This is a genomic window from Mycobacterium sp. 1165178.9 (assembly GCF_001673555.1).
In the GTDB taxonomy this organism is placed as follows: Bacteria; Actinomycetota; Actinomycetes; order Mycobacteriales; family Mycobacteriaceae; genus Mycobacterium.
In genome coordinates this window covers 1-12921 of sequence record NZ_LZMB01000360.1, presented here as the reverse complement: position 1 = coordinate 12921, position 12921 = coordinate 1, and the positions used below count along the sequence as shown (strand labels likewise).

Annotated in this window: 15 protein-coding genes; 6 read left to right on the top strand and 9 right to left on the bottom strand. The window is 68.0% G+C overall.

The annotated features are described in order from the left end of the window. Together A5652_RS15740 and A5652_RS15735 are read right to left on the bottom strand one after the other, a co-directional pair. The coding region (locus tag A5652_RS15740) for a class I SAM-dependent methyltransferase (protein WP_156745365.1) at positions 1 to 474 on the bottom strand (474 nt) is incomplete at its 3' end. Between the two features lie 7 nt (positions 475 to 481). Further along, positions 482 to 853, bottom strand: a complete 372-nt coding sequence (locus A5652_RS15735) for a DUF3054 domain-containing protein (RefSeq protein ID WP_067353095.1) — start codon at positions 851 to 853, stop codon at positions 482 to 484. Between the two features lie 69 nt (positions 854 to 922). Here A5652_RS15735 and A5652_RS15730 point away from each other — a divergent pair, with 69 nt between their 5' ends. The 6 genes from A5652_RS15730 to A5652_RS15705 all read left to right on the top strand — a co-directional run bounded on the left by A5652_RS15730 (position 923) and on the right by A5652_RS15705 (position 6750). Further along, entirely contained in the window at positions 923 to 1669 is a 747-nt protein-coding gene (locus tag A5652_RS15730; RefSeq protein WP_067353092.1) for an SDR family NAD(P)-dependent oxidoreductase, read from the top strand. 4 nt (positions 1670 to 1673) lie between these two features. After that, positions 1674 to 2858, top strand: coding sequence for an acyl-CoA dehydrogenase family protein (locus tag A5652_RS15725; protein WP_067353089.1), 1185 nt, complete (start codon positions 1674 to 1676; stop codon positions 2856 to 2858). Between the two features lie 12 nt (positions 2859 to 2870). Beyond that, positions 2871 to 4019, top strand: a complete 1149-nt coding sequence (locus A5652_RS15720) for an acyl-CoA dehydrogenase family protein (RefSeq protein ID WP_067353086.1) — start codon at positions 2871 to 2873, stop codon at positions 4017 to 4019. Between the two features lie 7 nt (positions 4020 to 4026). Next, the gene (locus A5652_RS15715) at positions 4027 to 4689 is read left to right on the top strand and encodes a TetR/AcrR family transcriptional regulator (protein WP_067353084.1); all 663 of its coding nucleotides are present in this window, start codon (positions 4027 to 4029) and stop codon (positions 4687 to 4689) included. A gap of 5 nt (positions 4690 to 4694) precedes the next feature. Beyond that, positions 4695 to 5306, top strand: a complete 612-nt coding sequence (locus A5652_RS15710; protein WP_067353081.1) for a hypothetical protein — start codon at positions 4695 to 4697, stop codon at positions 5304 to 5306. Between the two features lie 64 nt (positions 5307 to 5370). Beyond that, positions 5371 to 6750: an NAD(P)/FAD-dependent oxidoreductase gene (locus A5652_RS15705; RefSeq protein ID WP_067353078.1), complete on the top strand. Its 1380-nt coding sequence runs from the start codon at positions 5371 to 5373 to the stop codon at positions 6748 to 6750. Here A5652_RS15705 and A5652_RS15700 read toward each other — a convergent pair. From A5652_RS15700 to A5652_RS15670, 7 genes are all read right to left on the bottom strand, one after another. Next, positions 6747 to 7973: an O-succinylhomoserine sulfhydrylase gene (locus tag A5652_RS15700; RefSeq protein ID WP_067353076.1), complete on the bottom strand. Its 1227-nt coding sequence runs from the start codon at positions 7971 to 7973 to the stop codon at positions 6747 to 6749. The genes A5652_RS15705 and A5652_RS15700 overlap by 4 nt on opposite strands. A 7-nt stretch (positions 7974 to 7980) precedes the next feature. Then, a complete protein-coding gene (locus A5652_RS15695; protein WP_067353073.1) occupies positions 7981 to 8421 on the bottom strand; it encodes a rhodanese-like domain-containing protein in 441 nt (146 codons plus the stop codon). Positions 8422 to 8512: 91 nt separating this feature from the next. Beyond that, entirely contained in the window at positions 8513 to 9454 is a 942-nt protein-coding gene (locus tag A5652_RS15690) for a 1-acyl-sn-glycerol-3-phosphate acyltransferase (protein ID WP_067353070.1), read from the bottom strand. Beyond that, positions 9451 to 10278, bottom strand: coding sequence for a patatin-like phospholipase family protein (locus tag A5652_RS15685; RefSeq protein WP_067353068.1), 828 nt, complete (start codon positions 10276 to 10278; stop codon positions 9451 to 9453). The genes A5652_RS15690 and A5652_RS15685 overlap by 4 nt, the downstream gene beginning before the upstream one ends. Before the next feature lie 42 nt (positions 10279 to 10320). Next, positions 10321 to 11604 carry a formate-dependent phosphoribosylglycinamide formyltransferase gene (gene purT / locus A5652_RS15680; RefSeq protein ID WP_067353065.1) on the bottom strand — a complete coding sequence of 428 codons (1284 nt, stop codon included), beginning with the start codon at positions 11602 to 11604 and terminating at the stop codon, positions 10321 to 10323. Positions 11605 to 11643: 39 nt separating this feature from the next. Beyond that, the gene (locus A5652_RS15675; protein WP_067353062.1) at positions 11644 to 12291 is read right to left on the bottom strand and encodes a PaaI family thioesterase; all 648 of its coding nucleotides are present in this window, start codon (positions 12289 to 12291) and stop codon (positions 11644 to 11646) included. Next, positions 12288 to 12921, bottom strand: a 634-nt coding sequence (locus A5652_RS15670) for an adenylosuccinate synthetase (protein ID WP_197513972.1), incomplete at its 5' end; no start/stop codon positions are given. The genes A5652_RS15670 and A5652_RS15675, both read right to left, overlap by 4 nt.

Here is a 12921-nt window from a genome sequence, read left to right as displayed (position 1 = left end):
CCGCCGCAGCGCCGCCGGCCAATCCTGGCTTAGATCAATGCCGATCGCACGCCGGTGGGTGGCCAATTCGGCGTCCAGCCCGCGCAGCACCTCGGCTTTGAAATCGAGCACTTGCGGCTGGTCGACCTCATACACCGTGGTCCCCCGAGGCCACCACAGCCGGTAGGGCCGGGTGTCCAGACCCGACGCCAGGATCACCACCTGCCGAATGCCCGCCCGGAGGGCGTCGGCCAGGAATTCGTCCACAAACCGCGTGTGCGCCGCCAACGCGTCCATCAGCGCCGTCATCGCCGGGTCGTCGCCGTCGTCTTCGGCGAACACGTGGTCCTTGATCGCCCGGGTGAGAAAGTCGATGCCGACGGCGCACAGCAGCGCCGCGGCGAACGGATCGTTCAGCAGCCCCTTTTCGGTGGCCACCGCCCGCGCGGCCGCACCGAATGTTGCGGTTACCCCCACGTGGGCCGTCTGCACCATGGCCGCCTCAGACGCCGGAGCGACGCCGCAGGGTCAGCCCGGCGGCCACCCGCCAGCCCAGCAACAACAGCGCGGTGACCGTCGTCGCGACCACCACGAAACTCGCCGCCACTCCCGCCGAGGTCGCCTTGCGCAGCAGCATGCCGATGACCACGGTGGACAACCACACGACGACCCCCGTCGGGGCCACCGCGGTCGGCCGCCGCCACCCGCGAGAGACCAGCCACCCGACGACGGTGCCGGCGAGAAACGGCCACGCCGTCACCGCGATGCCGCTGACATCGAGGCCTTCGTCATGGCTGCGGCGCCCCACGGCGCAGAAGACCAGCACCCCGACGACATCCACCGCGAGCCAGGCCGGCCGCTGGAGCCTAAGCATGCAGGCAGACTACCGGCACGCTGCGCGATCCTTGACCGCGCAGCCGCGGTGAACCTAGATTCGTCAGGAATGAATGCCCATTCACAGGGCGCCCTGGCGGTGGTGACCGGCGCGGGCTCCGGCATCGGCAAGGCGATAGCGCTGGGCCTCGCCGCGCGCGGCGAGCGCGTGGTCGCCGCCGACCTCGATCCGGCAGGGGCATCGGCCACGGCCGGCGAACGCCCCGACCTGATCACCGCGCTACCGGTGGACGTGGCCGACCCGGAACAGGTCGGCACCCTGCGGGACCGGATCCACACCGACCTCGGTGTGCCCAGCATCGTCGTCAACGCGGCCGGATGGGACCGCACCGACCAATTCCTCAATGCCACACCGGAATTCGCCCAGAAGGTGGTGGCCATCAACTACCTGGGGCCGGTGCACGTCTGCTCGGCGTTCCTGCCGGGGATGATCGAGACGCACGGTGGCGGACGCGTGGTCAACCTGGCCAGTGACGCCGGCCGGGTGGGCAGCGCCGGCGAGAGCATCTACGCCGGCGCCAAGGGCGGGGTGATCGCCTTGACCAAGTCGCTGGCCCGCGAGATGGCTCGCCATCAGATCACGGTGAACTGCGTGTGCCCCGGCCCGACCGACACCCCGCTGTTTCATGCGCAACCCGAGAAACTGCAGGAAGCCCTGGTCAAAGCCATCCCTTTTCGCCGCCTGGCCCGGCCCGAGGAGGTCGCCGCGCCGGTGCTGTTCTTCGCCTCCGAGGCCGCCTCGTTCATCACGGGCCAGGTGATCAGTGTGAGCGGCGGCCTGACGATGGCAGGCTGATCACATGAGCACTCAGACACCGCCCGCCTTCGACCGCACCGACCCGCTCGGCCTGGACGCCTCGCTATCCAGCGACGAGCTTGCCGTGCGCGACACGGTGCGGGGATTCTGCGCCGAGCACGTCCTGCCGCACGTCGCGGAGTGGTTCGAAATCGGCGACCTCCCGGTCCGCGAACTGGCCAAGGGGTTCGGGCAACTCGGCCTGCTGGGCATGCACCTGCACGGGTACGGGTGCCCAGGCGCGTCCTCAGTGCACTACGGCCTGACCTGCACCGAGCTCGAGGCCGCCGATTCCGGTATTCGCTCGATGGTCTCGGTGCAGGGCTCGCTGGCGATGTTCGCGATCTGGAACTTCGGGTCCGAGGAGCAGAAGCAGGAATGGCTACCCGGCATGGCCACCGGCGAGCTGCTCGGCTGCTTCGGCCTGACCGAACCCGACGTCGGCTCCGATCCCGCCGCGATGAAAACCCGGGCGCGCCAAGACGGTTCGGACTGGGTGCTGAACGGACGCAAGCTGTGGATCACCAACGGCTCGGTCGCCGACGTCGCGGTCGTCTGGGCCGCCACCGACGACGGGATTCGCGGTTTCATCGTGCCCACCAAAACACCGGGATTTTCCGCCAACACGATTCACCACAAGCTCTCGCTGCGGGCCTCGATCACCAGCGAGCTGGTGCTCGACGACGTGCGGGTGCCGGCAGGGGCGATGCTGCCCGAGGCCAAGGGGCTGCGCGGGCCGTTGTCCTGTCTGTCCGAGGCCCGCTACGGAATCATCTGGGGCTCGATGGGTGCGGCCCGCTCGGCCTGGCAGGCCGCGCTGGATTACTCCACGCAGCGCACCCAATTCGGCCGCCCCATCGCCGGCTTCCAGCTGACCCAGGCCAAGCTCGTCGACATGGCGGTCGAGCTGCACAAGGGCCAGCTGTTGTCGCTGCACCTCGGCCGCCTCAAGGACAGCGGCGGGCTGCGGCCCGAGCAGGTGAGCTTTGGCAAGCTCAACAACACCCGTGAGGCGATCAAGATCTGCCGAACCGCGCGAACCATATTGGGCGGCAACGGAATATCGCTGGAATACCCCGTCATCCGGCATATGGTCAACCTGGAATCGGTGCTGACGTACGAGGGCACGCCCGAGATGCATCAGCTGGTTCTCGGCCAGGCGTTCACCGGCAGCGACGCCTTCCGCTGACGCCGAGCACCGATGTCCGCACGCCTGGAGTACACGTCCGAGCATCACCAGTTCCGGGAACTGGTGCGCGATTTCGTGCGGCACACCGTCGTGCCCAATCACGAGAAATGGGAACGGCAAGGCCAGTGGGATCGCTCGCTGTTCATCGAGGCGGGCAAACTCGGGCTGCTGGGCTTCTCGGTACCCGAGCATCTCGGCGGCCCGGGCGTGCGCGACTTCCGCTACAACGCGATCGTGATCGACGAATTGCAGCGCGCGGGTGCCGCCGCCGAGGCCATCGCCTTCAATCTGCAAAACGACGTGGTGCTGCCGTATCTCACCGATCTGACCACGCCCGAACAGCAACAGCGCTGGCTGCCCGGCGTGGTCACCGGCGAGACGGTGCTCGCCATCGCGATGACCGAACCCGGCACCGGTAGCGATCTGGCCGGCATCCGCACGACGGCCGTGCGAGACGGTGACGACTACGTCGTCAACGGCGCCAAGACGTTCATCTCCAACGGGCAGATCGGCGATCTCTTCGTCATCGCGGTGCGCACGTCGCCGGACCGCCACCAAGGGCTGTCGCTCCTGGTCGTCGACCCCGCCACACCCGGCTTCTCTCGCGGCCGCAACCTGGAGAAGATCGGCCTGCACGCCCAGGACACCAGCGAGCTCACCTTCACCGATATGCGGGTGCCGAGGGCCAATCTGCTCGAAGACGAAGGCAGGGGTTTCTATCAGCTGATGAAGAACCTGCCCCAGGAGCGGCTCGCGCTCGGGGTGGGGGCGGTGGCCGCCGCCGAAGGCATTCTGGCGCAGACCCTCGATTACGTGCGCGACCGCACGGCGTTCGGCTCACCGATCGCCAGCTTCCAGAACAGCCAATTCGTGCTCGCCGAGCTCGCAACCGAAATCGACATCGCCCGTACCTATCTCGACGACTGCCTGGCCGACCACCTGTCCGGTGAGCTGACCGCCGCGCGCGCCGCCCGGCTGAAGTGGTGGACCACCGACCTACAGGTGCGCACCGCCGACCGCTGCCTGCAGTTGCACGGCGGGTACGGCTACATGCGTGAATACAGCGTGGCGCGCGCCTTCGTCGATGCCCGCATTCAGACCATCTACGGCGGCACCAACGAGATCATGAAGACGATCATCGCGAAAGACCTGGGCATCTGAGGTCTTCATGGTCACCGATTACAGCGATCTTCCGGTCGAGGAGGCCGTGCGCGCGGCCCGCGCGAGTTCGCGGCGCCGCCAGGTGCTGGATGCCGCGGTCAAGGTCATGGGCCGCAACGGGTTTCACCAGATGTCCATGCAGGACCTGGCCGCCGAGGCGAAGGTCAGCGTCGGCCTGATCTACAAATACTTCGGCGGCAAGGAGGACCTGCTGCTCGCGACGATCGTCCGGATCCTGGACGCGTTCCGCGACCAACTGGCACCGGTCATCGCGGCCGCCGGCGACGACGTCGTCGACCAGTTGATCGCGGGCGTGCGCCGCTACGTCCAGATCGTCGACGAGAACCTCGACGGCGTGGTGCTGACCTACCGGGAGAGCCGCACCCTCGGGCCTGCCGGCCGCGCTCAGATCAAGGACCTCGAAATCGCCAGCGCCGCACCGCTGCGCGCGGTGATCGAGGACGGCATCGCCCAGGGGGTCTTTCGCGCCGTCGACGTCGACCTCACCGTATTCGACATCATGCTGCTCGCCCACGGCTGGGCGCTCAAGCAGTGGCATTTCGGGACGATCTACAGCATCGATCGCTACATCGCGTTGCAGACCCGGCACGTGCTGACCGGATTGATCGCCGACGACCGCCGCGCCGACTACGCGCACGTGCTGAAATAAGGGTCATGAGACTCACCGCCCACCCAGTTCGCAGCATGGTCGCGCTGCTGGCCCTGGGCATCGTCGCCGGAATGCCCACGGCGGGCGCCGATGCCACGCTTCCCGCGATGACGTCCAGCGGCGCCGGCCCGATCATCGGCGGCGGCAGCAACGCCGGGATCGCGCAACAGCTGTTCAGCTTCGGCAAGCCTGACGTGCAGGAGGTCGACGGCTCGGACGCCGCGCAATTCATCACGACCGCCGCCGCGAGCACGAGTTCGCAACTGGCCGCGCCGTTCTCGCTGATGCGCCGGGCGCTTGGGTGCCAGACCAACAACGCCGGATTCGGGGCGCGGGCCTATCGACGCAGCGATGGGCAATGGGGAGGCGCGATGGTGGTCGCCGCCAAAACCGCAACCCCGAACGTCGACGGCTTGATCGCCTGCGCCAAGACCAATTGGCGCCGAGCCACGGCCGGCACGCCGAGTTCGCTCTGCGACTCCGGTTGGAGCACCCCGAACACCTTCGAGAGCCGCCGCGGCGAGACCTACTACGTCTTGCTCGCCGACACCGCCAACGACTTCTGCAGCGCGGTCAACGGAAAATTCAAGGACAACTCCAACGGGTGGCCGTTCTAGGGCAGCGGAGTCATAGGCTGGGTAGGCGCCGCAGGGGGCTTGCGGAAAGACAGAAGGGGTGAGCATGTCGCGTCATCACGTCGTCATCATCGGAAGCGGATTCGGCGGGCTGAACGCGGCCAGGGCACTCAGAAGGGCCGACGTCGACGTCACCCTGATCTCGAAGACGACGACCCACCTGTTCCAGCCGCTGCTGTACCAAGTGGCCACCGGCATCCTGTCCGAGGGCGACATCGCCCCGACCACCCGGCTGATCCTGCGGCGGCAGAAGAACGTCCGGGTGCTGTGGGGTGAGGTCAGCGAGATCGACCTGACGGCGAAGACGGTCACGTCGCACCTGATGGGAATGGAGACGGTGACGCCCTTCGACAGCCTCATCGTCGCCGCGGGCGCACAGCAGTCGTACTTCGGGAATGACCAGTACGCGGCCTTCGCGCCCGGGATGAAAAGCGTCGACGACGCCCTCGAGCTGCGGGCCCGCATCCTCGGCGCGTTCGAGGCCGCCGAGGTCGCCACCGATCCGGCCGAGCGGCAACGGCGACTCACGTTCGTGGTCGTCGGCGCCGGTCCGACCGGGGTCGAGCTGGCCGGCGAGATCGTCCAGCTCGCCGAGCGCACCCTGGCCGGGGCGTTCCGGACGATCACTCCCAGCGAATGCCGCGTAATCCTGCTCGACGCGGCACCCGCGGTGCTGCCCCCGATGGGTCCCAAGCTGGGTTGTAAGGCGCAACGTCGCCTGGAAAAGATGGACGTCGAGATTCAGCTCAACGCGATGGTGACCGCGGTGGACTACATGGGCATCACGGTCAAGGAGAAGGACGTGGGCGAGCGGCGCATCGAATGTGCGTGCAAGGTGTGGGCCGCGGGCGTGCAGGCCAGCTCACTGGGCGCGATGCTCGCCGAGCAGTCCGACGGAACCGAGACCGACCGCGCCGGCCGGGTGATCGTCGAGCCCGACCTGTCCATCAAGGGGCATCCGTACGTGTTCGTCGTCGGCGACCTGATGTCGGTGCCCGACGTCCCCGGCATGGCGCAGGGCGCGATCCAGGGCGCGCATTACGTCACCAAGCTCATCAAGCAGGCCGTGAAGGGCCAGGACGATCCCACCAACCGCAAGCCGTTCAAGTACTTCGACAAGGGCAGCATGGCACTGATCTCTCGGTACAGCGCCGTCGCGAAGGTCGGAAAGCTGGAGTTCGGCGGGTTCATCGCCTGGTTGGCGTGGCTCGGGCTGCACCTGTACTACCTGGTCGGCCACCGCAACCGCATCGCCGCCATGTTCTCCTGGGGCATCTCCTTCCTGGGCCGCACGCGCGGCCAGATGGCCATCACCAGCCAGATGATGTACGCCCGGCCGGTGGTGGACTGGGTGGAGCAGCAAGCTCAAGAGGGAAGTCTGGCGGCGGCCGAACGCATCGACGCGGCCGAGAAACAGGCCGGTTAGCTGAGCGCCCGATCGATGTCCGCGATCAGATCCTCGGTACCCTCCAGGCCGACCGAGATCCGGACCACGCCGTCACCGAGCCCGATCGCCGCGCGACCCTCCGGGCCCATCGCCCGGTGCGTGGTGGTCGCGGGATGCGTGACAAGCGATTTGGCGTCGCCGAGATTGTTCGAGATGTCGATCAGCGCAAGCTTGTCCAGCACCTCGAAAGCCCGCTGCTTGGCCTTGTCGTCGGGGCAGTTGAGCGCGAACGTGATCACCGTTCCCCCGCCGGACATCTGGCGCTTGGCCAAGTCGTATTGCGGGTGCGAGGACAGATACGGGTAGCGGACCCAACTCACCGCCGGATGGCTCTCCAGGAATTCCGCGATCCGGAAGGCCGAGTTGTTGCTGTGTTCGACCCGGACCGCCATGGTCTCAAGCCCTTTCACCAGCACCCAGGCGTTGAATGCGCTCATCGCCGGGCCGGTGTGCCGCATCAGTTTCTGCACCGGACCGTCGATGTACTCCTTGTCGCCCAGGATGGCCCCGCCGAGCACCCGGCCCTGACCGTCGATGTGCTTGGTGGCCGAGTACACCACCACGTCAACGCCGAGCGGAATGCCCTGCTGCAGAAGCGGAGTCGCAAAAACGTTGTCCAACACCACTTTTGCGCCCACGGCGTGGGCGAGTTCGCTCACCGCGGTGATGTCGACCAGCGACTGCATGGGGTTCGACGGCGTCTCGAAGAACACGGCAGTGGTGGGCACCGACAACGCCTGCTCCCACTGCGCCAGGTCGTCGCCGTCGACGAAGACGGTTTCGACCCCCCAGCGCGGCAGGATCTCGTTGCACACCACGAAGCACGAGCCGAACAGGCTGCGCGATGCGACCAGCCGGTCCCCCGCGCCCAGCAGCGCGCCCAACGAGGTGAACACAGCCGCCATGCCGCTCGCGGTGGCGAAGGCCGCCGGGGCGCCTTCGAGCAGGCGCAACCGCTCCTCGAACATCGTCACGGTCGGGTTGCCGTAGCGCGAGTAGACGAAGCGGTCCACCTCGCCGGTGAACGACCCCTCCGCAACCGCCGCCGACTCGTAGACGTAGCCCGACGTCAGGAACATCCCCTCGGCGGTCTCGTCGAAATTCGAACGCAACAGCCCGCCACGCACGCCGATGGTCGCCTGGCTGACGCCGTCGGGCAGCGCCGCGGGCACGCGAACGGAATCGTTGTCGGCTGGGGTCATCGCCGGTTCAGCCCTGTTTCCAAGGCAATCCGATGGCCCGCCAGCCCGTTTCGCCGCGGTGGCCGTTGGCGTCGAGTTGGCCCTCGAAGCCGTCCAGGATGTTGTAAGCGGGCGTGATGCCCAGCTCGGTCGCGACCTCGGCGGCGCCGATGGAGCGGTTTCCCGAGCGACACAAGAACAGCACCGGGCGCTGGGCATCGGTTTCGGCCGGCGCCACCTGCTCGCGCAGCTGGTCGGCGAAATTCGCGTTGCGCTGTCCGTCGGAGGAGTTCCACTCCAAGAACAACACCTCACGGCCGAGGCTGGACAGATCGGGCACACCGACGAATCGCCATTCGGCGTCGGTGCGCACGTCGACCAGCACCGCGTCGGGATTGTCGCTGAGCAGCTTCCATGCCTCCAGGGGCGAGATGTCCCCGGCGTAGGAGTGTGCGTGCTCTGTGCTCATGCTCGTTTAACCTCGTGCCTCGTGAACGTTGCCAGCCACAGTATCCTCGCCGCAGCGCTTCCGCCTGCGGGGGGCTCTGTCCACCGCAGCCTCAAGAACGCTCGGAGTGAGCGGCAACCCAAGCGTCGACCTGTGTCCACGTTCTTTCGAGCCAAGGGCCCATCCGAGCGGGCGGTGGAATACGACCGGCCGGCAACACAACCGTGCGGATGAGCAACTGCCGGTGAATGGGTAGCTGCCACCACGGTCGGGCCCGCCCGTCGGCGCAGAATCCGTTATGGGTCACCAACAGGATGTTGGCGTTCGGAGCGCCCGCCACCGCGGCGGCGACGCCGCCACTGCGCGGTGGCAGCGTGTGGGATTGTCGCAATGCGCGCCGGGCAGCGCGGAAGCCGCGAGTGGCGCGGAGCTGGGTGATCGCGTTGCGCCAGCGCGGCCAACTGAAATTGGCACCCTCGGGAAAAAGCAGCATCGCCTGACCGCCGACCAGCGATTCGGCCAGACGGCGGATTTGCCTGCGCGCGCGGTCGCCGCGACCGAGGAAGCAGAGGCCGCCCAGTTCGCCGGCGAAGTCGAGTACGGGCTCGCACTGCAGGATGGCTTTGAGCACGATCCTCAGCTGCAGCCGATATTCGATGACGAGCAGCCACGCCACCAGCACGCTGTCTCCCGGACCGCAATGGCGTGACAGCACGATCAGCGGCTGGTCGCGCGGGATCGCGTCCGGGGTCGTGGAGGCCGGGTCGAGGACGACCTTCACATCGAGTATTTTGCGCACCGCCGCATAGACGAAGATGAGGATGTCCCGCATGAGTTGGTCGCAATCCCGATTTCCGCCGAAAAGCCTTGCGAGCGTGCGCAGTTCGATGACCGCGTACGTCAGCAGTACACCGACCGTGCGCGGGAGTCGACTCGACCGGGTAACAAGGCCGGTGATGCCTGCGGCGGCCAGCAGCAGCGGCCCCACCGCCAGGAGGGCAACCATCGAGATGGTCACCAGCGGCACCGTGAAAGCGCGACGCAGCATTCTCATCGGTGCGCCTTGAGGTATTCCCGCGTCGCGTCATAAGCGAGGTCGGCGCGTCCCGCGATCCGGCGGGTGTCGCGGTAGCGCAGGTTCGACCACGTCGCGGGGGGCCGTTGCGGCAACCCGGTCGGAAGCACGTGGACCGTCACTTCTGAACCCACGCGTTCGAGATCGCTGATGAACCGGTGTCGTCGCGAGATCTCGAAGGCGACGAATGCGACCTCCCACAGAAACCGCGGTGCGGCGAGATCCTCCTCCAAGCGCCCCACATGCAAGACCCACACGGTGTCAGCGCCCCGCGCGACCGCCCTGCCCAGCGGGATGCTGTTCACCAGACCGCCGTCGAGAAAGTTCTCGTCGCCGATACGGACCGGTGGGAAGACGCCGGGCAGCGCGCACGACGCCAGCACGGCGTCGACCAATTCCCCGCTGTCGAACCAGTGCTCACGGGCCCGCTCGACGCTGGCCGCCACGCACTCGAACGGCACGGCCAGATCCTCGAATGTCCTCGCCGGCAGGTGGTCCTCCAGCGTCCGGCGCAGCGCGCCGTTGCCATGCAGCGCCGTTCTGCGGCTCACCAGGCCGGCGAGCCGGCCGACCAGCGAACCGCCGAACATGTCGGTCCGGCCGAGCGCCTCCCACATCTCCAGAAGCCGTTGCGCACCCTCAGGTGTCGGGTCTGCGGCGATGGCCGCGCCGTTGATCGCGCCAACCGACGTGCCGCACACCAACTCTGGCTGCACTCCCGCCTCCAGCAGTGCGCGCGCCATGCCGACTTCGGCGGCGCCGAGCATGCCACCCCCGCCCAGCACGAAGGCGTGGAACGTCATCCAGCAGGTATACCCACTCGACAGCTCCAACGACGGGCGTGACTACGGGGCCGATGGCGCGGTTTCCGGCACGCGTGCGTCCCGGATGTCCAAGGCGGCCGCCATCTGTCCGGCCCGGTCGCGCGCCGCCGTCACTTCCGGCGCGGTGGCCAGCGCCCGGTAGCCGCTCCCGACCACCCGCAGGTCACTTTCGGGCACGCTCAGAGCGCCGGTCAGCGCGGCGGGACCATGGGACGCGACGGCGTCGATCGCGCGGGCGGCGGCCGGCGAAACCATCATGGTGTCCACCGGCAGGCCCAAGATGGTGCGGGCCGCAAGTTCGAACGCGGAGAGCCGCTGGCTGCGCAGCGTCACCCAGACGGTGTCGGTGGGGTGGGACGTGACGTCGGCGAAGTACACCTCGTCGCCGTTGATCATCAATTCGACCGCGAAGACGCCGCGTCCACCCAGCGCCTTCACTATTCGCGCGGCGATCGACTTCGCGGCGTCCGTCGCCGCCGCACTCATCTTCTGGGGTTGCCAGGATTCCAGCACCTGCCCGCCAGAGTCACGATGACCGATGGGCGAACAGAATTCGATCACCGGACCCGCCGGCCCATCGCTGCGCACGGCGAGCAGCGTCACGTAGAACTCGACCTCGACCATGGTTTCGGCCAGCACCCGTGGTTGTCCCGTGCCCGCGTGACCCCCCACCGCGCGTTCCCACGCCGGCCCGAGGTCTTCCCGTCGCGCCGCCACCGACTGCCCCGGCCCTATGGGCCCGGCCACCGGCTTCACCAACAACGGGTATCCGGCGTGCGCGCCCACCGCCTCGAGCTCGCCCGGCGACCCGGCGAACCAGAACGGCGCGGTGGGCAGCCCCAACTCGTCGGCGGCCAGCCGGCGCAGACCCTCACGGTCGGCGCTGAGCCGCACGGCGCGGGCGCTGGGCACCAACTCGGTGTGGTTCCCGCCGGACCCGGTGGCTTCGAGGCTCTCAAGGGCCTCAATGGCTGGGCCGGCGACGGCGTCGGTCGCGGTCACCACGAAGTCGGGCTGCAGCCGTTGCAGCGCCGCGGACAGTTCGGCGGCATCGGTCAGCGGGACCACCACGGCCTGGTCGGCCACCCCGTGCGCGGGTGCGTGCGGATCCTGGTCGACGGCGACCACCCGGGCCCCGAGGCGTCCCAGGTCGATCGCCAACTCCCGGCTGATCTCGCCGGAGCCCAGCAGCACCACCGTCGGCCTGTCATCGGCGGGTTCGGCCTCGGCCGGCGCGGGAGCCTGCTGGGGTACGGCGAGCGCCGTCGTTTCGTCGTCCAGTCCGTCGCTCACGCCGTCAGTCACGGCTCAAGGATAGGTCGGTTCCTGCGATGCACCGCCGAGCTAGGGCTGGCCTGGGAGTAGCTGCACCATGAGGCCGTTGGCCTCGGCCAGCAGCGCGCCGTCCTCGTCGAGGAGTTCCGCGGACACGAACGCCTTGCGCCCCTCGGTGCCGGTGACCCGTCCGCGCACCACCAACGGCACGTCGATCGGGGTGATTTTGCGGTAGTCGACGTGCAGGAAGGCCGTCCGGCTGATCGGGCGGTTCGAGGCGTGGGAGACCATCCCGAACATGTGATCGAACAACAGCGGCAGCACGCCGCCGTGCACCGCGTAATTGCCCCCGACGTGAAACCGGGTGAAATGGCCCCGCATTTCGCAGCCGTCGGGCTCGTATCGCGTCAACGTCCACGGCGGCAACAGCAGACTGCCCATGCCGGGCAGGCCCGGCGTCCGTCCGGCCGGCGCCTGACCCTCCACGGCGGCCTGAAACGGTCCCAGCAACTCGGTCAGCGCCGTGACACGATCGGCCGCGTCGTCCCACAGGTCGTCGTCGGGGTCGGCGGACACGGCGAGGTCCTGCAGCCGGCGCATGGCCGCCACGAACCGCCCGAATCCCGGGCCCGGGTCGGCCACCCCGTATTCGGGGAAGCCGCCGTGATGCTCGTATTCGGGGTCGAGGTCTTTGGGATCGGAAGCGGCATCCGTCACGGACGGGCCGCCAGGACGTCGCGGCGCACGATGGTCTGTTCACGTCCGGGCCCCACACCGATGCACGAAATGTGTGCTCCGGCAAGCTCTTCCAGACGCAGCACGTAGTCGCGCGCTTTGGCGGGCAGGTCGTCGAATTCCCTTGCCTGCGAGATGTCCTCCCACCAGCCGGGCAGTTCCTCGTAGATGGGTTCGGCGCGCGAAAGGTCGCTTTGTGTCATCGGCATCTCGTGAATGCGCTCGCCGTCGATCCGGTAGCCCACGCATACCGGGACCGTTTCCAGGCTGGACAGCACGTCGAGCTTGGTCAGGAAGAAGTCGGTGATGCCGTTGACCCGGGTGGCGTAGCGGGCGATGACGGCGTCGAACCAGCCGCAGCGCCTGCGCCTTCCGGTGGTGACGCCGAACTCGCCGCCGGTCTTCGACAGGTACTCGCCGTTCTCGTCGAACAGCTCGGTGGGGAACGGGCCCGAGCCGACGCGGGTGGTGTAGGCCTTGAGGATCCCGAGCACGGCGGTGATCCGGGTGGGACCGATACCCGAACCCACCGCAGCACCACCCGCCGTCGGATTCGACGACGTCACATAGGGATACGTGCCGTGGTCGACGTCGAGCAAGGTGCCCTGCGAG

What these genes read in the sequence shown, in the direction of transcription:
- A5652_RS15725 (WP_067353089.1), top strand. Translation starts at nt 1,674, where the DNA reads ATGAGCACTCAGACACCGCCCGCCTTCGACCGCACCGACCCGCTCGGC.
- A5652_RS15705 (WP_067353078.1), top strand. Translation starts at nt 5,371, where the DNA reads ATGTCGCGTCATCACGTCGTCATCATCGGAAGCGGATTCGGCGGGCTG.
- A5652_RS15695 (WP_067353073.1), bottom strand. Translation starts at nt 8,421, where the DNA reads ATGAGCACAGAGCACGCACACTCCTACGCCGGGGACATCTCGCCCCTG.
- A5652_RS15730 (WP_067353092.1), top strand. Translation starts at nt 923, where the DNA reads ATGAATGCCCATTCACAGGGCGCCCTGGCGGTGGTGACCGGCGCGGGC.
- A5652_RS15710 (WP_067353081.1), top strand. Translation starts at nt 4,695, where the DNA reads ATGAGACTCACCGCCCACCCAGTTCGCAGCATGGTCGCGCTGCTGGCC.
- A5652_RS15690 (WP_067353070.1), bottom strand. Translation starts at nt 9,454, where the DNA reads ATGAGAATGCTGCGTCGCGCTTTCACGGTGCCGCTGGTGACCATCTCG.
- A5652_RS15735 (WP_067353095.1), bottom strand. Translation starts at nt 853, where the DNA reads ATGCTTAGGCTCCAGCGGCCGGCCTGGCTCGCGGTGGATGTCGTCGGG.
- A5652_RS15720 (WP_067353086.1), top strand. Translation starts at nt 2,871, where the DNA reads ATGTCCGCACGCCTGGAGTACACGTCCGAGCATCACCAGTTCCGGGAA.
- A5652_RS15715 (WP_067353084.1), top strand. Translation starts at nt 4,027, where the DNA reads ATGGTCACCGATTACAGCGATCTTCCGGTCGAGGAGGCCGTGCGCGCG.
- A5652_RS15700 (WP_067353076.1), bottom strand. Translation starts at nt 7,973, where the DNA reads ATGACCCCAGCCGACAACGATTCCGTTCGCGTGCCCGCGGCGCTGCCC.
- A5652_RS15685 (WP_067353068.1), bottom strand. Translation starts at nt 10,278, where the DNA reads ATGACGTTCCACGCCTTCGTGCTGGGCGGGGGTGGCATGCTCGGCGCC.